The organism is Pseudomonas sp. HTZ2 (genome assembly GCF_033173945.1).
In the GTDB taxonomy this organism is placed as follows: domain Bacteria; phylum Pseudomonadota; class Gammaproteobacteria; order Pseudomonadales; family Pseudomonadaceae; genus Aquipseudomonas; species Aquipseudomonas guariconensis.
Genome location: NZ_CP137332.1, coordinates 4,980,881 through 5,001,680, shown reverse-complemented (window position 1 = coordinate 5,001,680; position 20,800 = coordinate 4,980,881). Strand labels below are relative to the sequence as shown.

Here is a 20,800-nt window from a genome sequence, read left to right as displayed (position 1 = left end):
CGAAAAATTTCGGCGATTCTAGAAACCGGTCCCCCCCGGGTCAACCGTTGACAACGGGTTGCGATATATCTTGGGGTTATCAGAAGGTGTCTTTCCAAGACCTCAAGGCAGCAAAAACAGAGGCTTGGCTTGTATTGGAATGTCCCTTCCATTCGTCTGCTTTTTGTTTAACTGATGTTTCAGCCGTGCGAAGAAAGGGGTTGGTGAGCCGTTCCAGACCGATGGTCGAGGGCAAGCTGATGCGATCTTCATCGCGCAACCGGGTAACGTCGGCAAATCGTTGGGCAACGTGCAGGTTTTCCGGCTCCACGGCCTTGGCGAAACGCAGGTTGCTCAAGGTGTATTCGTGGGTGCAGTACACTCGGGTCTCGGTGGGCAGTGCGGCCAGCCGCGACAGGGACTGGTGCATCTGTTCGGGCGTGCCTTCGAACAGGCGACCGCATCCGGCGGCGAACAGGGTGTCTCCGCAGAACAGCAGCGGCGCGCTGTAGTAAGCGATATGGCCCAGGGTGTGGCCGGGCACTGCAATGATGTCGAAGTCCAGGCCCAATACCTTTACTTGGTCGCCGTCGTCCAGCGCCAGGTCGCGGGCTGGAATGCGTTCCTGGGCCGGGCCGCAGACGCGTGCGCCGGTGGCGTGCTTAAGGGCTTCAACGCCGCCGACGTGGTCGTGGTGGTGGTGGGTGATCAGGATGTCTTCCAGCACCCAGCTGGGGTTGGCCGCAAGCCAGGCTTGCACCGGGGCGGCATCGCCGGGGTCGACCACCGCGCAGCGGCGTTTGGCAGTATCCTGTAACAGCCAGATGTAATTGTCGGAGAAAGCGGGAAGAGCATCGATCTGTATCATGTGCGTACCGAATCGCCTGGCGTGAACATGAAGGCATCTTAGCCGCGATGGCGCGGACGGAGAACCTTCGAGGGAGAACGCAATGACCGACAAAGCCTTTGCCCAGGCCGATCCTGACTGGATCGCGCTGATGAGCCTGGCCCGTGAGTGGTTCAACGGGCCGCTCGGGCAGTTGATGTTGCGCGAGGAGGAAAAACTCCTCGAGGATGAACTCGGCCGCTTCTTCGGCGGCTTCTTGGTGCATTACGGCCCCTGTGCCGAGCCTCCGCCCAATGCGCCTCAAGTGCAGCGCAACGTGCGCCTGGGCGCCCCCTTGCCGGGAGTGGAAATCGTCTGCGAAGAACAGGCCTGGCCGCTTTCCGAGCATGCCGCCGACGTGGTGGTGCTGCAGCATGGCCTGGATTTCAGCCTCTCGCCCCATGGCTTGTTGCGTGAAGCCGCCAGCGCCGTGCGCCCGGGCGGGCATCTGCTGATCGTCGGGATCAACCCCTGGAGCAGTTGGGGCGTGCGCCATTTCTTCAGTCACGGGGCGTTGCGCAAGGCTCGTTGCATCTCGCCGTCGCGTCTTGGCGACTGGCTCAACCTGCTGGGCTTCGCGCTGGAGAAACGCCGCTTCGGGTGCTATCGTCCGCCGCTTGCTTCGCCGGCCTGGCACCAGCGCCTGGCCGGTTGGGAGCGCATGGCCGGCGGTTGGCAGACTGCTGGCGGCGGGGTTTACCTGGTGGTGGCGCGCAAGATGGTGGTGGGCCTGCGGCCGCTGCGCCTGGAGCGCCGCGAGCCCATGGGCAAACTGCTGCCGTTGCCGCTGGCCAAGGTCAATCGTCGCCACAGTGAGCCCTGAGGGGCCTGCGGTCGATATCACAGAGCGAAAAGGCGGTACATGAGCGAGAGCGTCGAGATCTACACCGATGGTGCCTGCAAGGGCAACCCGGGCCCGGGTGGCTGGGGTGTGCTGATGATTTACAAAGGCGTCGAGAAGGAGCTGTGGGGCGGCGAGCGCGACACCACCAACAACCGCATGGAACTGATGGCTGCGATCCAGGGGCTGATGGCACTCAAGCGTGAATGCGAGGTGGTGCTCACCACCGATTCGCAATACGTCATGAAAGGCATCAACGAGTGGATGGCCAACTGGAAGAAGCGCGGTTGGAAAACGGCGGCCAAGGAACCGGTGAAAAACGCCGACCTCTGGCAGCAGCTCGACGAGCAGGTCAACCGTCACAAGGTTACCTGGAAGTGGGTGCGTGGACACATCGGCCACCCTGGCAACGAGCGTGCCGACCAACTGGCCAACCGCGGTGTCGACGAAGTGCGTGCCAAGCGCTGAGTCCTTGAGTCAAAGGTGCACTGCAGCGGGTATGGCCGCTGCCACAAAGCCTGGGTTGGTCAGGTGGTAGCGGGTTCACCCGACGTAGCGCCCCACCCTGTCGTTTGGGGTACAATCCCGGCTTTGTCCTGATGCAAGTTGGAGCCACCCGCGTGGAGCAGCAAGTCAACCGGTACGTCGTCCTCGATACCGAAACCACCGGCATGCCGGTCACCGAAGGCCACCGGATCATCGAGATCGGCTGCGTCGAGGTCATCGGCCGGCGCCTGACCGGGCGCAACTTCCACGTCTATCTGCAACCGGACCGCGAGAGTGACGAAGGCGCGATCGGGGTGCACGGCATCACCGATGCCTTCCTGATCGGCAAACCGCGATTCGCCGATGTCGCCGAAGAGTTCTTCGAGTACATCAAAGGCGCGCACCTGGTCATCCACAACGCGGCGTTCGACGTTGGCTTCATCAACAACGAGTTCGCCCTGCTGGGCCAGCACGACCGCGCCGACGTTTCCCAATACTGCACCGTCATCGACACCCTGATGCTGGCGCGGGCGCGGCACCCGGGCCAGCGCAACAGCCTCGATGCGTTGTGCAAACGCTATGGCATCGACAACTCCGGTCGTGAGCTGCACGGCGCACTGCTCGACTCCGAACTGCTGGCCGACGTCTACCTGGCGATGACCGGTGGCCAGACCAGCCTGTCGCTGGCGGCCCATGGGGCAGACGGCGACGAGTCCGGCGAAGGCGGTACCGGCAGCGAGATCCGCCGCATTGTCGGGCGCCAGCCGGGGCGGGTCATCCTGGCCAGTGCCGAGGAGCTCGAAGCACATGCCGAGCGCTTGGCAGCGATCGCCAAATCGGCGGGGGCGCCGTCGATGTGGCAGGCGCTCACGGAGCCTGCCGCCAGCTGATTGGCTATACCGGGGCCGCTCTGCGGCCCTTTCCCAGGCGACGCCAGCGCCCGCAGAAAGATGCGCAGCCTGATCGGCCAGCTTCTACCCTGAAAGGACGGACCTGTCCTGCGAAGGGAGTAGTTGCCGATGTACAAGGACCTCAAGTTCCCCATCCTCATCGTCCACCGCGCGATCAAGGCCGACAGCGTCGCCGGTGAGCGCGTGCGCGGCATTGCCGAGGAGCTCGCCCAGGACGGTTTCGCCATCCTGGCCGCCGCCGACCAGGCTGAAGCCAGGCTGGTAGCGGCGACCCATCACGGCCTGGCCTGCATGTTGATCGCCGCCGAAGGCGTCGGAGAAGACGCTCATCTGTTGCAAAGCATGGCTGAGCTGATTCGCCTGGCGCGACAACGTGCGCCAGACCTGCCGATCTTCGCCCTCGGTGAACAGGTCACCCTCGAATATGCCCCGGCTGAAGCCATGAGCGAGCTCAACCAGTTGCGCGGCATCCTCTACCTGTTCGAAGACACCGTCCCCTTTCTTGCCCGTCAAGTCGCCCGCGCCGCCCACAATTATCTCGACGGCTTGTTACCGCCGTTCTTCAAGGCCCTGGTGCAGCACACCGCGCAATCGAACTATTCCTGGCACACGCCTGGTCATGGCGGTGGCGTGGCCTACCGCAAGAGCCCGGTGGGGCAGGCGTTCCATCAGTTCTTCGGGGAAAACACCTTGCGCTCGGACCTGTCGGTCTCGGTGCCCGAGCTCGGCTCACTGCTCGACCACACAGGCCCTTTGGCCGAGGCCGAAGCCCGAGCTGCGCGTAACTTCGGCGCCGACCACACGTTCTTCGTGATCAACGGCACATCGACCGCCAACAAGATCGTCTGGCATGCCATGGTCGGTCGCGACGACTTGGTGCTGGTGGATCGCAACTGCCACAAGTCGGTGGTCCACGCCATCATCATGACTGGCGCCATCCCGGTCTACCTGTGCCCGGAGCGCAACGAACTGGGCATCATCGGTCCGATCCCGCTCAGCGAATTCAGCGCGGCCTCGATTCAGGCGAAAATCAAGGCCAACCCTCTGGCCCGGGGGCGGGCGGCGCGTATTCGCCTGGCCGTGGTGACCAACTCCACCTATGACGGTTTGTGCTATCACGCAGGGCTGATCAAGCAGGAGCTCGGCGCCAGTGTCGAGGTGCTGCACTTCGACGAAGCCTGGTTCGCCTATGCCGCCTTCCACGAGTTCTTTGCCGGGCGCTATGCCATGGGCACAGCGCGTGGCGACGGCAGCCCGCTGGTGTTCAGCACCCATTCCACCCACAAACTGCTGGCAGCGTTCAGCCAGGCGTCGATGATCCACGTGCAGGATGGCAGCCAGCGGCAACTGGACCGCGACCGCTTCAACGAAGCCTTCATGATGCACATCTCCACCTCGCCGCAGTACAGCATTCTGGCGTCACTGGACGTGGCGTCGAGCATGATGGAAGGCCCGGCCGGGCGCTCGCTGTTGCAGGAGATGTTTGACGAAGCCCTGAGCTTTCGTCGTGCACTGGCTAACCTGCGTGAACACATCGCCGCTGATGACTGGTGGTTCAGCATCTGGCAGCCACCTGCAGCCGAAGGGATCCACCGCCTGGCGGCGCAGGACTGGCTGCTGCAGCCGGGCGCCGAGTGGCACGGTTTTGGCGAAGTGGAGCAGGACTACGTGCTGCTCGACCCGCTGAAGGTCACCCTGGTGATGCCGGGGCTCACGGCAGGGGGCGCCTTGGGCGAGCACGGCATTCCGGCGGCGGTGGTGAGCAAGTTTCTCTGGGAGCGAGGGCTGGTGGTGGAGAAGACCGGGTTGTACAGCTTCCTGGTGTTGTTCTCCATGGGTATTACCAAGGGCAAGTGGAGCACCTTGCTCACCGAGCTTCTGGAGTTCAAGCGCCACTACGATGGCAACACACCGTTGAGTCTTTGTCTGCCCAGCGTGATGGCGGTAGCGCCGTCACGCTATCAGGGCCTAGGGCTGCGTGATCTGTGTGAGCAGTTGCATGACTGCTACCGGACCAATGCAACGGCCAAGCAGCTCAAGCGGCTGTTCACCCGTTTGCCGGAGATGGCCATGAGCCCGGCCCAAGCCTATGACCAACTCGTGCGGGCAGAGGTGGAGGCCGTGCCGATCGAGGCGCTGCTGGGGCGTGTCTCGGCGGTCATGCTGGTGCCGTATCCACCGGGCATTCCGTTGATCATGCCGGGGGAGCGCTTTACCGACTCCACGCGGGCAATCATCGACTATCTGGCCTTCGCCCGGGCCTTCAACAGCGGTTTTCCGGGTTTTGTCGCCGATGTCCATGGCCTGCAATGCGAAGACGCTGGCCAGGGCCCCGTCTATACGGTCGACTGCATCAAGGAATGCGGATGAGTTCAACGCCGCTGCGGGCCAGTTCGAAGCGGTCTTCGCCCAGGTGATTGACCCGGTCGCCGACGGGCAGTCGGTAGGTGACGATGGGGGCGCCGAGGGTGCTGCCGTCGGCCTGGAGCGTCGACTCCTGGAACTCGTGCACGGGATAGATGCGGCCTTCGGCGTCACGAGCGTGGAATTGGCCGACCAGGATTGCTGCCATTTGCGAGAAAACCTCTGAAATTATCGGAAACATCTGCAGGCATAGACCGATGAAACCGGGGGGAAGTTTTCCGCAGGTGGGAAAAAAACTCCGGGAATGGGGAGCGGTCATCTATAACTACAACTTCCCCAACCAATAGAGGTTGCACACCACCATGAGCCAGGTTTATTCGGTAGCGGTCGTCGTCGGCAGCTTGCGTAAGGATTCCTACAACCGCAAGGTGGCCCGGGCCCTGGGAGAGTTGGCGCCCTCCAGCCTTGCGCTGAAGATCGTCGAAATCGGCGACCTGCCGTTGTACAACGAAGATGTCGAGGCCAATGCGCCGGAGGCCTGGAAGCGTTTTCGCGACGAGATCCGGCGCAGCGACGCGGTGCTGTTCGTCACCCCTGAATACAACCGCTCGGTGCCTGGTGGGTTGAAGAATGCCATCGATGTGGGCTCGCGACCCTACGGGCAAAGCGCCTGGAGCGGCAAGCCAGCAGCGGTGGTGAGCGTATCGCCGGGCGCGATTGGAGGGTTCGGGGCCAACCATGCGGTGCGTCAGGCGCTGGTGTTCCTGGACATGCCCTGCATGCAGATGCCGGAGGCCTACCTCGGGGGGGCGGCGAGCCTGTTCGAAGATTCGGGCAAGCTCAATGACAAGACTCGCCCGTTCCTGCAGGCCTTCATCGACAAGTTCGCGGCCTGGGTGAAGCTCAACCGCGCGGTCTGACATCTGCATGAGCGATCCGACCCATTCGTGGACGAGCCCGCACTGACGGGGCAGTGCATCCCTTGTAAGTGGGGGCTTGTCCGCGAGCGGCACCTGAGGCTTACGAGGCCTGTGGCATTTCCCCTTTGGCCAGGCGACGGTTGATGTCGGCGATGACCTCTGGCAGCTCGTTGATGGTGTCGATCAGATAGTGTGGGCGGGAGCTTTCGAACATCGCGTGGATGCGCTTGCGCTCGCTTTCGAGCTTCTCGGCGCTCAGGGCGCGGTAACCCTCCCAGGTCAGGCCCAGGGCGTTGCCCGAACAGACCAGAGCGACGGTCCACATGCCGGCGCGACGGCCTTCGAGTATGCCTGGCACGGTGTCGTCGACCTTGACGCAGGCGGCGACATCATCGATGCCCAGGGCGATCACGTTGGCCAGGGCCTGGGCCGGCCACGGACGACCGTTCGGGGTTTCGTCGGTGGCCACCACGTGGTCGGCGACATACCCATTCTGCTTGGCCAGCTCCACCACCTTGTCCATCACCACTTTCGGGTAGCCGGAGCAGGAGCCGATCTTCAGGCCATCCTTGCGCAGGCCTGTCAGGGTGTCCAGGGCGCCTGGGATCAGCGCCGAGTGCACAGCGATCTTCTCGATCTGCAGGGGCATGAAGCGTTCGTAGATGGCGGTGACATCGTCATCGGTCGGCGTACGGCCGAACACTTTGCGGTAGCGCTCGGCAATCTCGGGCACATCGCACAGGGTACGGATGTGATCCCACTTGCCCATGCCCATCGGGCCACGGGCTTCTTCGATGGACACCTGGACATCGAATTCGGCGAAGGCTTCGACGAAGATTTGGGTCGGGGCGAAGGAGCCGAAGTCGACCACGGTACCGGCCCAGTCGAGGATGGCGGCTTGCAGCTGGGTTGGGTTGCTGTAGTTCATATGCGCGGGTTCCTGAAGAAAAGGGTCGGTCGTTGAATTAGATGTCCAGCACTTCCATTTCCCGCAGCACCTGGGCTACGGCATCGACGGCAGCTTGCATGCCCTCGGCACCCACCACGCCGATGCAGCCAACGCGGAAAGTTTCCACCTGGGTCAGCTTGCCCGGATAGAGGATGAAACCCTTGGCCTTGACGCGCTCGTAGAAGTCCTTGAACTGGTAGCGAGCGTCTCGCGGAGCATGGAAGGTGACGATGATCGGCGCCTGGATCTCGGCAGGCAGGAAGCTGCGCAGGCCGAGCTTGGCCATGCCCTCGAGCAGGGTCTTGCAGTTGTCGGCGTAGCGTTGGTGACGAGCGGGCAGGCCGCCTTCCTCGTTGTATTGCACCAGGGCTTCATGCAACGCCGCCACTACGTGAGTGGGCGGGGTGAAGCGCCATTGGCCGGTCTTGGCCATGTACGCCTGCTGGTCTTGCAGGTCCATGGCCAGGGAGTGGCAGTTGCCTTCGGAGGCGGCCAGGGCGTTTTTCTCGGCGAAGACGAAGCCCATCCCCGGTACGCCTTCAAGGCACTTGCCGGAGGCGGCGATAAGGGCCTCGAAAGGTACGTGTGCGGCATCGATCGGCAGGGCGCCGAAGGAACTCATGGCGTCGATGATCAGGCGCTTGCCGTGGCGTTTGACCACCTGGGCGATCTCGGGCAGCGGGTTGAGGATGCCGGTGCTGGTTTCGCAGTGGATCAGCGCCACGTGGGTGACGGCCGGGTCGGCGGCCAGCAGGCGGTCGACATCGGCGGCGGTGGTCGGTTGGTCTTCGGCGGTCTCGAAGGTGCTGTAGGCACGGCCCAGGACCTTGCAGATCTTGGCCAGGCGCTGGCCGTAGGCACCGTTGATCAGCACCAGCACTTTGCCGTCGCGTGGCACCAGGGTGCCGATGGCGGCCTCCACGGCGAAGGTGCCGCTGCCCTGCAGAGGGACGCAGTGGTGGGTGGCCGCGCCGTTGACGATGGCCAGCAGTTGCTCGCACAGGCTGGCGGTCAGCTGGTTGAAGTCGCGGTCCCAGGAGCCCCAGTCCACCAGCATGGCTTGGCGGGTGCGGGACGAGGTGGTCAATGGGCCAGGGGTCAGCAGGATCGGGGCGTTGCTCATTCCGGTATTCCTCACAAGCGGTGGGCTGAAACTTACGGGGCCTAAATTGCAATTTGCCGAGTTATCAATCAAATTGTTTGTCGTTATGCCAGCCATAAGTAAGGCCGATAGCTATGAACCTGTTCCAACTGCGCGCCTTCGATGCGGTGGCCCGCGAAGGCAGCTTCACCCGCGCCGCGGCGCGCCTGTTCATCAGCCAGCCGGCGGTGACCGGACACGTCAAGGCGCTGGAGGAGCACTACCAGATCACGTTGTTGCGCCGGACCGCGCGACGGGTGGAGTTGACCGAGGAGGGCACGCGTCTGGCGGCCATCACCCGGGCGATGTTCAGCCTGGCCGAAGAGGCCCAGGCGATGCTCGAGGCCAATCGGCAATTGCTCACTGGGCGCCTGGAGGTCGCGGCCGATGGCCCGCATCGGGTGATGCCGATGCTTGGCATGCTGCGGGCGCGCTATCCGGGCATCACCGTCAACCTGCGCCTGGGCAACGCCCAGGAGACCTTGGCGGCGCTGTTGTCCGAGCACGCCGACGTGGCCGTGCTCACCGAGGTCGAGCCGCGCAAGGGCCTGTACTTGCAAAGCCTGGGGGACTCGCGGCTGTGCGTGTTGTTGCCGGCCAGCCATCCTTGGGCTGCAGGCGAGGGCGAGTTGCCTCTGGCTGACCTGGACCGCCAGATCATGGTACTGCGCGAACCCAGCTCCATGACCCGGCGCACCTTCGACCAGGCCTGCACCGCGGCCAAGGTGCAGCCTCGGGTGTTGCTGGAGCTGGACAGCCGCGAGGCGGTCACCGAGGCGGTGGCGGCCGAGTTGGGCTTTGGCATCGTCTCGTCGATGGAGGTGGCCCACGACCCTCGGGTGGTGGCCAGGCCATTGGCCGGGGAAGGCTTGGTCAATCGGCACATGATCGGCTGCCTGGAGCGGCGCCGGGAATTGCGGCTGATCCAGGCGTTCCTGGGGTTGGCCGCAAGCCTTTGAAGCAAGCGCCACGCAGCAAGCCCCGCTGCTCGGCGCTGGCGTTTTTCCCCCACGGGCCTAAGATGGCCGGCTGAAACAACACAGGCGCTGGATGGCCAATGAGCGAGAAAGACACCATTTCCATGCAACTGGTGCGCGAGGCGCTGTTGCAGACCTGCCCGGCCGGGCAGGCTGACGCGCCCTTGCTGGCCCGTGCTGGCATCGACGCCAGCGAGCTCGACCTGCCCCAGGCACGGGTCAGTGCAGAAGCCTACGCCCGGCTCTGGCGCCTGCTGGCGCGCCGTTGCAATGACGAATTCTTCGCCATGGACCCGCGCGGCCTGCGCAGTGGCAGCCTGGCGTTCCTGTGCCGGGCCAGCATGGCCCAACCCACCCTCGCTGCAGGGCTGGAAACTGCCCTGGCGTTTCTGTCGTTGATGCTCGAGGACCTGCAGCCGAGCCTGGTGCGCCAGCAGAGCCTGGCCGAAATCGTCATCAACGAGCCGCGGGAGACACCGCGCCGCGCCTTTACCTACTTCACCTTCTGGATGATCGTCCACGGCGTGGCCTGCTGGCTGGCCGGGCGACGCATCCCGATCCTGGCCATCGATTTGCGCTGTGCCGAGCCGCCGTTTTGCGACGATTATCGGGTGATGTTCTCGGAAAACCTGCAGTTCGACCGACCCCGCACGCGCATGATCATCGCCGCCGACTGCCTGGATGTACCGCTCAAGCGCACAGCAGAGGAACTGCAGCGTTTTCTGGCCGAAGCGCCGGGCAACATCCTCGTCAAGTACCGCGATCCGGCCAGCCTGGCACGGCGCATTCGCCACGACCTGCTGGTCTTGGACCCGGCCTCCTGGCCGGATGCCGAAACGCTGGCACGCCAGCTGTGCCTGTCTGCATCGACGCTGCGCCGTCGTCTGGCCGAAGAAGGCCAAACCTACCAGGGCCTCAAGGACAGCGTAAGGCGCCAATTGGCGATCCAATGGCTGGCCGATTGTGAGGTAGGGCTGGGCACTATCGCCGAACGTCTGGGGTTCGCTGACAGCAGCTCCTTCTACAAGGCGTTTCGTAAATGGTTTGGGTGCAACCCAGGGCACTACCGCGAGCTGAGCGGAACGTCCGGCCCGGCCAAGGCACTGCCCTAGGCGGATTTCCGTCTGCCGCGCGAGACGGCCTGTCGCCAAGGTGGCGCCTTTCGACACGAAGGGTTCACCATGACAAAGCGCGACAAGCTACCCCTGGATGCGGCAAAAAAAGCCAAGCTGGCCACGGCTACCGATGACTTCATCATCAAGCGATTGCCTGCTTGGCTGGAGCAGGGCACGCCTGGGCAGATCAGCGCGCTTCGGACGCATTACAAGGCACTGAAGGCCAGCCAGGCCAAGGTGAGCAAGGCGACCGAAGCCCTGGTCGGGCTCAAGGCGTATGCGGAGGAAAAACTGCGCCCGCTGCTGCCCACCACGCCGGCCCCCGATACGCTGCAATGGCGCGAGATCCTGCCCAGTCTGCAGGTTCCATTGAGCACCGGTTGGCTGGATTACACGCCCGATGAGCGTCGCCATCCCGGTCTGCTGAGACTGATGCAGAACTTCACCGAGGGCGCCCGGTTCTACGACGGCAGTGGTTTGGTGGCCGAAGGCAAAGACACCGTGCTGACACCTGACCTGACCGAGCTGGTCCGGCAATGCCGCGCGCTGGACGCCGGTGCTGGCTATCAGGCTTTGCTGAACAAGGTATTCGACCCGTCCACTTGCACCGCCTTGGCTGGCGAAAAGCGCGCAGGTCTGAAGCTTGCGGCCGCTGTCGCTGGGCTGGAAGGACGGCTGGACAGCAGCGCGCAGGCGGCCTTGGAGCGGGTGGTGGATGCTGGCAGCGAGCAGGGCGAGCAGACACTCGCCTATCCCGGCTTGCTGACGGTACTCGGGCAGCCTTTGGTGGATGGGTTGCTGGTGCAACTGCGCGACAGTGAAGGTGAGGATGTGGGGCAGGTGCTCTACCTGGGAGGGGATCCGGAGCATGCCGTGCGCCATTATTCTTCCCGCTCGGCCTTGAACCAGGCCCTGGTTGAGTCACTCAAGCGGCCGGAGTATCAACAATCGTTCAGCCAGCGAATCGCGCTCGGCCAGCGGCCAGAATGGCTGGCACTGCTCAAACTGCGCCTGGCCGATACCCAGCCTGATCTGCAGATCGAAGGCGAACCGGTGACTGGCGATGTATTCGATGGCCTTGTGCAGCGCCAGGTTGAGCGCCTGAAAGCCGATGCCCGCCTGCTGTTGGTACCGACCGCCGAAGTGGACCACCAGGCCAGCAAGTCCAGGCTGCAGGCTTGGAAGGACGCGGGGCTTGGCTTGGCCAATCTGGCCGGGTTGTTCGTGCCTACTGTCGGGGCCGTGCTGCTGGGGCAGTTCGTCATGCAGACATTGGCTCATGTGTTCGAGGGGGCAGTGGACTGGCAGCGCGGTCATCAGCACGAGGCGCTTGATCATATGCTGGGTGTTGCAGAGAACCTGGCGGTGGCCGGCGTGGTGGCCACCGGCGCCCAGGCCGTGGCCAGTGGGTTTGAGCGCAGCGCGTTCGTCGATGCGCTGGAACCGGTGACGGTCGATGGCAGCACGGCTCGGCTCTGGAACAACGACTTGAGTGTCTATGCGTGTTCGCCGGCCGACCCCCAGCCTGCGCCGGATGGGCTCTGTGGTACGGGCGAGCGGCGCTGGCTGCGCCGGGGGCAACGCTACTACGAAGTACACCGGCCGGTATCGGACGGCCCCTGGCGTCTGCGTCATCCTGAGCGCCAGGACGCGTTTGGTCCAATCGTCGAGACCAATGGCGAGCGCTGCTGGCGTCTGCGCCAGGACAACCCGCTGGAGTGGAGCGACAGCGCCCAAATGCTCGATACCTTGTGGCCGATGCCCGAGCCCCTGGACGCCGAGCATGCCGAGCAGATTCTGCGCATCGCGGTGATGGACCAAACCCAGTTGCGCGCGTTACTGGTGGAGAACCGCCCATTGCCAGTGCAACTGCGCAGCACCTTGCGGCGTTTCGAGGCCCATGGACGAATCGAGGCGTTCTTCGATCACCTGGTCGCCGGCACCGAGGGCGAGGCGCAGATCCAGGCATGGTGCGATGCCCGACCTGAACTGCAGACGCTGAGCCCGACGGCCCGACGTGAAAAATTGCTGGGTGACCAGGCGCTGCTACGCGAGCAACTGCTCCAGCACCTGAGCCAGGAGACCCTGGCCGACGATGCGTTGCGCACCCTGCTGAAGCGGGATTTTCCCGGATTACCGGAGGCCTATGCTCAGGACGCGATCAGCGATGTGTCCGCGGCGCAGCGTAGCCTGGCGTTGGCCGAGTCCCGAATACCTCTGGCGCTCGCGCGCAGGGCGCGCGTGCTCAGTCAGCACGCTCGATTGGCGCGCGCCTTGGAAGGGGTCTACCTGTCCCATGCCGACAGCAACCTGTGTGGTGAACTGGTGTTGGCCGTGCTGTCGCGTGTGCCCAACTGGCCACAAGAGGTGAACCTGGAGCTGCGTGAAGGTTCGGACACCGGCCCGCGTCTGGCGGTGATCGCGCCCACGGCCAGGCGTGACGAGGCCCGAACGTTGCTGGTGCGCAAGGAAGGCCGGTTCCGTCTCTATGACTACCATGGGCGTGAGCTGGAAACAGACGTCGCCGAGCCGGGCGGGATCTTCGAGGCGGTCAGCGCCGCGCTGACGTCCGAGCAGGCCACTCGGTTGGGCTTGGCAGCCGGCGATGTGCCACAGGCGTTGCGTTTGCTGGTTCAAGGTCGACTGCCGACGACGCGCAAGGCACTGTTGCAACTGCTCAGCTGGCCGGAGCATGCAGCGTCGCTCAATCTGCCCCGGCGCCTGACCGATGGCCGGCTCGGCTATCCACTCAGTGGCCGTGGCGCGGTGCGTCAGCGTGCGGCGGACACCTTGCGGATACGTATTCGCAGCCTTTACCCGCAGTTCGATGACGAGCGGGTGGAAGCATTTCTCGCGCAATTGCTCAGCTTACCGGGTTCGCCGTTCGAAGTGTTGCTGGTCCAGGAGAGCCAATATGCCCAGCTCGACGAGGCGCTCAACCGATGGGTGTCGGCTGAAGGGAGCGCATCCAGGCGCACGCTGCGCCAACACCTGGGCCAGCGGTTGCGCCAATGCTGGCGGCTGCAGGGGGAGTCGGTGACCGGGGAAGACGGGCAGCCACAAGGCATGCGCTTGGACCTGAGCGGTTTCGCGTCGCAGGTCCTGCCTGAGATACCCACGGAGGTCGAGTTCGCGCACGTAACGGAACTGTCACTGTCGAGCATGGATCTTGAGCAGGTGCCTACGCCGTTCCTGCGCTGCTTCGGTTCCGTACGGCGATTGAACCTGGCGGACAACCGCCTGCGCCGTGTGCCCCAAGGCTTGGGATATCTGTCCGAACTGCGCAGCCTGCAGCTGGCGCGCAACGGCATTCGGCTCGATGCCGCCGGCATCGCTATTCTCACGACATTGCCCGAGCTTCAGGTGCTGGACCTGAGCTTCAATCCACTGGGGGCGCAGGAGATGCGCTGGAACCATCTCCCAAGGCTGGATCAGCTACGCCTGCGCCGATGCAGCCTGGCTACCTGGCCGTCGGGCCTCGAGTTGTGCGAACGGCTCACATACGTGGATCTGCGTGACAACCTGATCGCCAGTGTTCCGACCGAGACGCTGCACATGCCTTTGGCGCATCGGATGGCGTTCATCATCGAGGGCAATCCGCTGCCGTCTTGGGAATTGGCTCGCCTGGTTGCGCTGGATATCGACCATTTGCCCCATGACCCGCTGGACATCGAGGTTGTGGAAGCAATCACAACCCGTGACCGGTGGCTGCACGATGGCCAGGCCGATCTGCGCGAGGCTCGACAGGCGCAATGGGACAGCCTTGCCGCGACACCCGAAAGCAACGGCCTGTTCGAACTATTGGGCGAACTGCGACGCACATCGGATTACCAACGCACGCCAGCGGATCTGGCCGAGCAAGTCTGGGAACTCATTGGGTTCCTGGCCGACAACCCGTCCCTGCGCGACGGTTTGTATGCGTGGGCCAATCAGCCGCGCACCTGCAGCGACAGCGTTGCCCGTCAGTTCAGTGACCTGCTGGTGCACCGGCAGGTGGTCGAGGTGGAAAATCGAACGGGTATTGAAGACGCAGGCGAAGCGCTGCTGGAGCTGGGCCGCAAGTTGTTCCGCCTGGATCAGGTGCAGCGTTTCGCCTCCCGGGACATTGCCCAGCGGGTGGCTGCCGGGCGGGCCGTCGATGCCGTCGAGATCGATCTGTTCTACCGGGTGCGCCTGGCCCAGACACTGGACTTGCCTTTCCAGCCGCGCACGATGCGCTTCACGAACCTGGCCAACGTCAGCGAAGCACAGTTGCAAGAGGCCTTGCGCACCGTGCAGGCTGCGCAAACCAATCAAGCGCTGGCCGAGAGCCTGGGGGGGAGGCAGTTCTGGCGCGACTACGTGCAAGCCCGCCATCCGGCGGCCTTTGCCGATCTTGGCGCGTCTTTCGAGGCGCAAGGCTCGGAACTGGACGACGCCCGCACAGGGCTCTCCAGCCAGGAGTACACCGAGCGATGGGCGCGTTTGCAGAAGGCGCGAGAGGCGGCGGTGCAGAAGAGGGTCGAGCTGTTGACCTGCGAAATCCTCGAGTCGCAGGCCCTCGATCAGGCGTGAGATGACAACGGCCAAACCGGTCATCCAGATTGACAGCTTTGGCCATTGCCGGCCTGGGTGACCGGCGCGAACATCGTCAGACAAAGGGTCCACTCCAACAACAATAACCAGGAGTCTGACGATGCGTGACTACGCCGAAGCCGCCCGTTCGTTCGATTACACCCAGGCTGTCCAGGCTGCGTTGCAGGGCAACCTGCAGGCCCTGAATGCCTGTGTCGAATGCTGCGACCGCCATGTGGGCAGCGATCGGCCTGCGTTGATCTGGGAGGATCGCGACGGTAATGGCGCGGTCTACAGCTTCGACCAACTGCAGGCCCTGGCCAAGCGCTTTGCCAATGTCTTGAAGGCTCAAGGCGTCGGCGCCGGTGACCGGGTCGCCGGCCTGATGCCACGCACCCCTGAGTTGTTGGTGAGCATTCTCGCCACCTGGCGTCTGGGGGCGGTCTACCAGCCGCTATTCACCGCCTTCGGTCCCAAGGCGATCGAGCATCGCCTGGAGCGGTCCCACGCCCGTGTGGTGGTCACCGAGCGCAACAACCGGCCCAAGCTCAACGATGTCGCGGATTGCCCGACGATCATCACGGTGGGCGCGGCGGCCGGTGAGCTGGATTTTCATACCGAGCTCAACGCTGCCCCCAACGAATGCGAGCCTGTGTGGCGTACTGGGGACGACCCCTTCCTGCTGATGTTCACCTCCGGCACCACCGGGCCGGCCAAGCCACTGGAGGTGCCGTTGCGGGCCATCGTCGCCTTCCAAGGCTACATGCGCGATGCCATCGATCTGCGCCCGGACGACAACTTCTGGAACCTGGCGGACCCGGGCTGGGCCTATGGTCTTTACTACGCCGTCACCGGCCCGTTGGCCTTGGGGCACGCCACCACCTTTTACGACGGCCCGTTCAGCGTCGAGAGCTGCGCACGGATGATCGACAAGCACGGCATCACCAACCTGGCCGGCTCACCGACTGCTTATCGGCTGCTGATAGCCGCCGGCAGCGATTTCTCGGCACCGATCAAAGGTCGTCTGCGGGTGGTCAGCAGTGCCGGCGAGCCGCTGAACCCGGAGGTCATTCGCTGGTTCGCGGACGAGCTGGGCGTGACCATCCACGACCATTACGGCCAGACCGAGCTCGGCATGGTGCTGTGCAACCACCACGCGCTCAAGCATACCGTCCACCCAGGCTCGGCCGGCTTCGCCATCCCCGGCCACCGCATCGTGGTGCTGAACGAGCAGGGCAACGAGTTGCCGTCCGGACAGCCCGGCATCCTCGCCGTCGATCGCGAACAGTCGCCGCTATGCTGGTTCGGGGGCTACCACGGGTTGCCGACCAAGGCCTTCGTCGGCAAGTACTACCTGAGCGGTGACACCGTCGAGCTCAATGCCGATGGCAGCATCAGCTTTGTCGGTCGCAGTGACGATGTGATCACCACCTCAGGCTACCGGGTCGGGCCGTTCGACGTGGAGAGTGCGCTGATCGAACATCCAGCGGTGATCGAGGCTGCGGTGATCGGCAAACCCGATCCGGAACGTACCGAACTGATCAAGGCATTCGTGGTGCTGGCCAAGGGGTTCGAAGGCAGCGCCGAACTGGAGGAAGCCCTGCGCCAGCATGTGCGTCAGCGTCTGTACGCCCATGCCTACCCGAGGGAAATCGAATTCGTCAGCGAGCTGCCCAAGACGCCGAGCGGCAAGCTGCAACGCTTCATCCTGCGTAATCAGGAAATTGCCCTACAACAAGCCGCGCAGGCTTCACACGCCAGCGCCTGAGGAAGTACATCATGCAGATAGCCAACAAGCATTTCATCGTCAGTGGCGCAGCTTCCGGGCTCGGTGCTGCCACCGCGCAGATGCTGGTCGCCGCCGGTGCCAAGGTCATGCTGGTCGACCTCAATGCCGAAGCGGTCGAGGCCAAGGCCCGTGAGCTGGGCGAGCAGGCCCGCTTCGCCGTCGCCGACATCAGCGACGAGCAGGCGGCCAAAGCGGCCGTCGATGCTGCGGTCAGCGCCTTCGGCAGCCTGCACGGGCTGGTCAATTGCGCCGGCATCGTCGGCGCCGAGAAGGTCCTAGGCAAACATGGCCCCCATGGCCTGGCCAGCTTCGCCAAGGTGATCAACGTCAACCTGATCGGCAGTTTCAACCTGCTGCGCCTGGCGGCGGCGGCCATGGCCGAAGGGGCGGCGGACGAAGGCGGCGAGCGCGGGGTGATCATCAATACCGCCTCGATCGCCGCCTACGACGGGCAGATCGGCCAGGCCGCCTATGCCGCTTCCAAAGGCGCCATCGCCAGCCTGACCTTGCCGACGGCCCGTGAGCTGGCGCGTTTCGGTATCCGCGTGATGACCATTGCCCCAGGCATCTTCGAGACGCCCATGATGGCCGGCATGACCCAGGAGGTCCGCGACTCCCTGGCCGCTGGCGTGCCGTTCCCGCCGCGCCTTGGGCGCCCGCAGGAATACGCAGCCCTGGCCCGCCATATCATCGAGAACAGCATGCTCAACGGCGAGGTGATCCGCCTCGACGGTGCCTTGCGCATGGCTGCCAAGTAAGGAGATCCGCACATGACACTCGCCAACGACCCGATCGTCATCGTCAGCGCCGTGCGCACGCCCATGGGCGGTCTGCAGGGCGACCTCAAGAGCCTGAGTGCGCCGCAGCTGGGCGCTGCCGCCATCCGTGCCGCCGTCGAGCGTGCCGGTATCCAGGGCGACAGCGTCGAGCAGGTGCTGTTCGGTTGTGTCCTGCCGGCAGGCCTCGGCCAGGCACCGGCACGCCAGGCTGCGCTTGGCGCGGGGCTGAACAAGCACACCACCTGTACCACCCTGAACAAGATGTGCGGCTCGGGCATGCAGGCGGCGATCATGGCCCATGACCTGCTGCTAGCCGGCAGCGCCGATGTGGTGGTGGCCGGCGGCATGGAAAGCATGACCAATGCGCCATACCTGCTGGACAAAGCCCGCGGCGGCTACCGCATGGGCCATGGCAAGATCATCGACCACATGTTCATGGACGGTCTGGAAGACGCCTACGACAAGGGCCGTCTGATGGGCACCTTCGCCGAGGATTGCGCCCAGGCCAATGGGTTCAGCCGCGAGGCTCAGGACCAGTTCGCCATCGCCTCGTTGACCCGCGCTCAGGACGCTATCAAGAACGGCCGCTTCGCCGCAGAGATCGTGCCGGTGGAGGTCACCGAGGGCAAAGAGAAGCGCCTGGTCAGTGACGACGAGCAGCCACCGAAGGCTCGCCTGGACAAGATCCCGCAACTGCGCCCGGCCTTCCGCGACGGCGGCACCGTGACGGCCGCCAACTCCAGCTCGATTTCCGATGGCGCTGCCGCGCTGGTGTTGATGCGCCGCTCCGAGGCGCAAAAGCGCGGGCTCAAGCCGCTGGCGGTGATCCATGGCCACGCGGCCTTCGCCGACGCCCCGGCGTTGTTCCCCACCGCACCCATTGGCGCCATCGACAAATTGATCAAGCGCACTGGCTGGAACCTGGCCGAGGTGGACCTGTTCGAGATCAACGAGGCCTTCGCGGTGGTCACCTTGGCGGCCATGAAACACCTGGACCTGCCGCACGAGAAGGTCAATATCCATGGCGGCGCCTGCGCCCTGGGCCATCCGATCGGTGCCTCCGGCGCACGCATCCTGGTGACCTTGCTATCGGCCTTGCGCCAGAACAATCTGCGCCGCGGCGTGGCGGCCATCTGCATCGGCGGTGGCGAGGCTACGGCCATGGCCGTCGAGTGCCTGTATTGAGGTGAACCATGCTGGTAACTGACGAGCAACAACAGATCGCCGACGCCGTCCGTGCATTCGCGCAGGAGCGCCTGAAACCTTTTGCCGAGCAGTGGGACAAGGAGCACCGCTTCCCTCGCGAGGCCATCGCCGAGATGGCTGAGCTGGGCCTGTTCGGCATGCTGGTGCCGGAGCAATGGGGCGGTAGCGACACCGGGTATGTGGCCTATGCCATGGCGCTGGAAGAAATCGCCGCGGGCGATGGTGCCTGTTCGACCATCATGAGCGTGCACAACTCGGTCGGCTGCGTGCCGATCCTGCGCTTTGGCAACGAGCAGCAAAAAGCGCAGTTCCTGACGCCGCTGGCCAGCGGCCAAATGCTCGGCGCGTTCGCCCTGACCGAACCCCAGGCCGGCTCCGACGCCAGCAGCCTGAAAACCCGCGCACGCCGCGACGGCGACCACTATGTGCTCAGCGGCAGCAAACAGTTCATCACCTCCGGACAGAACGCCGGGGTGGTGATTGTCTTCGCCGTGACCGACCCTGAGGCCGGTAAGCGTGGCATCAGTGCGTTCATCGTGCCCACCGATTCGCCGGGTTACCAGGTGGCGCGGGTCGAAGACAAGCTGGGTCAGCATGCTTCCGACACTTGCCAGATCGTGTTCGACGAGGTGCGTGTGCCGATGGCCAATCGCCTGGGCGAAGAGGGCGAGGGTTACAAGATTGCCCTGGCCAACCTTGAGGGCGGGCGCATCGGCATTGCCTCCCAGGCCGTGGGTATGGCCAGGGCGGCATTCGAAGTGGCGCGCGACTACGCCAATGAGCGCCAGAGCTTCGGCAAGCCACTGATCGAGCATCAGGCCGTGGCCTTCCGCCTGGCCGATATGGCCACGCGCATCGCCGTGGCCCGGCAGATGGTGCTGCATGCCGCGGCACTGCGCGACGCAGGCCGTCCGGCGCTGGTCGAAGCCTCCATGGCGAAGCTTTTCGCCTCGGAAATGGCAGAAAAGGTCTGTTCGGATGCCTTGCAGACGCTCGGCGGTTATGGCTATCTGAGCGACTTCCCGCTGGAGCGGATCTACCGCGACGTTCGGGTCTGCCAGATCTACGAAGGCACCAGCGACATTCAGCGCATGGTCATTGCGCGCAATCTTTGAAGGAGCAGTCTGCATGGCATTCGAAACCATCCTGTTGGACATCCATGGCAAGGTCGGCCTGATCACCCTCAACCGGCCCCAGGCGCTCAATGCCCTGAACGCGCAGATCGTCGGCGAGATCAACCAGGCTTTGGACCAGCTCGAGCGTGACCCGAACATTGGCTGCGTGGTGCTCACCGGCTCGGCCAAGGCCTTCGCCGCGGGTGCTGACATCAAGGAAATGGCCGAGCTCAAGTATCCGCAGATCTACGTCGAAGACCTGTTCAGCGACGCCGACCGTATCGCCAACCGCCGCAAGCCGATCATCGCTGCTGTGTCCGGCTTTGCCTTGGGCGGTGGTTGTGAGCTGGCGATGATGTGCGACTTCATCCTGGCCGCCGACAACGCCAAGTTCGGCCAGCCTGAGATCAACCTCGGCGTGCTGCCTGGCATGGGCGGTACCCAGCGCCTGACCCGTGCGGTGGGCAAGGCCAAGGCCATGGAACTGTGCCTGACCGGTCGCCTGATGGGCGCCGAAGAGGCCGAGCGCGCTGGCCTGGTGGCCCGCGTGGTGCCGCAGGCTGAATTGCTCGAGGAGGCCCTGAAGGTCGCCGCGACCATCGCCAGCAAATCCATCCCGGTGAGCATGATGGTCAAGGAAAGCGTCAACCGCGCCTTCGAAGTCACCCTCAGCGAAGGGGTGCGCTTCGAGCGCCGGGTGTTCCATGCAGCGTTCGCCACCGAGGACCAGAAAGAAGGCATGGCCGCCTTCATCGCCAAGCGCGAGGCGCAATTCAAGGATCGTTGAG

The 20,800-nt window shown here is 64.3% G+C and carries 17 protein-coding genes; 13 read left to right on the top strand and 4 right to left on the bottom strand.

Features of this window, described 5'->3' with window-relative positions; genetic code table 11:
- Window positions 1-79 precede the first annotated feature (79 nt).
- Entirely contained in the window at window positions 80-847 is a 768-nt protein-coding gene (gene gloB, locus R6G97_RS23370) for a hydroxyacylglutathione hydrolase (protein ID WP_317848176.1), read from the bottom strand.
- Between the two features lie 82 nt (window positions 848-929).
- Here gloB and R6G97_RS23365 point away from each other — a divergent pair, with 82 nt between their 5' ends.
- The 4 genes from R6G97_RS23365 (at window position 930) to R6G97_RS23350 (ending at window position 5,473) form a co-directional block, all read left to right on the top strand.
- Entirely contained in the window at window positions 930-1,688 is a 759-nt protein-coding gene (locus R6G97_RS23365; protein WP_043214136.1) for a class I SAM-dependent methyltransferase, read from the top strand.
- A gap of 39 nt (window positions 1,689-1,727) precedes the next feature.
- On the top strand, window positions 1,728-2,174 hold the full coding sequence (gene rnhA, locus R6G97_RS23360; protein WP_317847576.1) for a ribonuclease HI: 447 nt from the start codon (window positions 1,728-1,730) through the stop codon (window positions 2,172-2,174).
- Window positions 2,175-2,305: 131 nt separating this feature from the next.
- Window positions 2,306-3,082: a DNA polymerase III subunit epsilon gene (gene dnaQ, locus R6G97_RS23355; protein WP_043214132.1), complete on the top strand. Its 777-nt coding sequence runs from the start codon at window positions 2,306-2,308 to the stop codon at window positions 3,080-3,082.
- Between the two features lie 129 nt (window positions 3,083-3,211).
- Window positions 3,212-5,473, top strand: coding sequence for an Orn/Lys/Arg decarboxylase N-terminal domain-containing protein (locus tag R6G97_RS23350; RefSeq protein ID WP_102081781.1), 2,262 nt, complete (start codon window positions 3,212-3,214; stop codon window positions 5,471-5,473).
- Here R6G97_RS23350 and R6G97_RS23345 read toward each other — a convergent pair.
- On the bottom strand, window positions 5,457-5,675 hold the full coding sequence (locus R6G97_RS23345; RefSeq protein WP_043214129.1) for a hypothetical protein: 219 nt from the start codon (window positions 5,673-5,675) through the stop codon (window positions 5,457-5,459). The two genes, R6G97_RS23350 and R6G97_RS23345, sit on opposite strands and share 17 nt — an antisense overlap.
- 154 nt (window positions 5,676-5,829) lie before the next feature.
- On the opposite strand from R6G97_RS23345, the gene R6G97_RS23340 reads away from it, so the two are divergent.
- The gene (locus tag R6G97_RS23340; protein WP_090345844.1) at window positions 5,830-6,387 is read left to right on the top strand and encodes an NADPH-dependent FMN reductase; all 558 of its coding nucleotides are present in this window, start codon (window positions 5,830-5,832) and stop codon (window positions 6,385-6,387) included.
- Window positions 6,388-6,487: 100 nt separating this feature from the next.
- Here the strand turns inward: R6G97_RS23340 and phnX are convergent, their stop codons facing one another.
- Both phnX and R6G97_RS23330 read right to left on the bottom strand, forming a co-directional pair.
- Window positions 6,488-7,315 carry a phosphonoacetaldehyde hydrolase gene (gene phnX / locus R6G97_RS23335; protein ID WP_043214125.1) on the bottom strand — a complete coding sequence of 276 codons (828 nt, stop codon included), beginning with the start codon at window positions 7,313-7,315 and terminating at the stop codon, window positions 6,488-6,490.
- A gap of 37 nt (window positions 7,316-7,352) precedes the next feature.
- Window positions 7,353-8,459, bottom strand: a complete 1,107-nt coding sequence (locus R6G97_RS23330; RefSeq protein ID WP_043214121.1) for a 2-aminoethylphosphonate--pyruvate transaminase — start codon at window positions 8,457-8,459, stop codon at window positions 7,353-7,355.
- A gap of 113 nt (window positions 8,460-8,572) precedes the next feature.
- Between R6G97_RS23330 and R6G97_RS23325 the strand changes: the two genes are divergently transcribed.
- The 8 genes from R6G97_RS23325 to R6G97_RS23290 all read left to right on the top strand — a co-directional run bounded on the left by R6G97_RS23325 (window position 8,573) and on the right by R6G97_RS23290 (window position 20,799).
- On the top strand, window positions 8,573-9,436 hold the full coding sequence (locus R6G97_RS23325) for a LysR substrate-binding domain-containing protein (protein ID WP_043214119.1): 864 nt from the start codon (window positions 8,573-8,575) through the stop codon (window positions 9,434-9,436).
- 98 nt (window positions 9,437-9,534) lie between these two features.
- Window positions 9,535-10,566 carry an AraC family transcriptional regulator gene (locus tag R6G97_RS23320; RefSeq protein ID WP_317847575.1) on the top strand — a complete coding sequence of 344 codons (1,032 nt, stop codon included), beginning with the start codon at window positions 9,535-9,537 and terminating at the stop codon, window positions 10,564-10,566.
- Between the two features lie 69 nt (window positions 10,567-10,635).
- Window positions 10,636-15,123, top strand: a complete 4,488-nt coding sequence (locus R6G97_RS23315; protein ID WP_317847574.1) for an NEL-type E3 ubiquitin ligase domain-containing protein — start codon at window positions 10,636-10,638, stop codon at window positions 15,121-15,123.
- A gap of 121 nt (window positions 15,124-15,244) precedes the next feature.
- Complete coding sequence (locus tag R6G97_RS23310; protein ID WP_090345836.1) at window positions 15,245-16,891, top strand: AMP-binding protein; 1,647 nt, start codon at window positions 15,245-15,247, stop codon at window positions 16,889-16,891.
- 11 nt (window positions 16,892-16,902) lie between these two features.
- A complete protein-coding gene (locus R6G97_RS23305; RefSeq protein ID WP_090345834.1) occupies window positions 16,903-17,670 on the top strand; it encodes an SDR family NAD(P)-dependent oxidoreductase in 768 nt (255 codons plus the stop codon).
- Window positions 17,671-17,682: 12 nt separating this feature from the next.
- Window positions 17,683-18,876 (top strand): acetyl-CoA C-acyltransferase, encoded by a 1,194-nt coding sequence (locus R6G97_RS23300; protein WP_090345832.1) that lies wholly within the window; start codon window positions 17,683-17,685, stop codon window positions 18,874-18,876.
- Window positions 18,877-18,884: 8 nt separating this feature from the next.
- Entirely contained in the window at window positions 18,885-20,012 is a 1,128-nt protein-coding gene (locus R6G97_RS23295; RefSeq protein ID WP_090345830.1) for an acyl-CoA dehydrogenase, read from the top strand.
- Window positions 20,013-20,025: 13 nt separating this feature from the next.
- Window positions 20,026-20,799: an enoyl-CoA hydratase gene (locus R6G97_RS23290; protein ID WP_043213863.1), complete on the top strand. Its 774-nt coding sequence runs from the start codon at window positions 20,026-20,028 to the stop codon at window positions 20,797-20,799.
- The last annotated feature ends 1 nt before the right edge of the window (window position 20,800 follow it).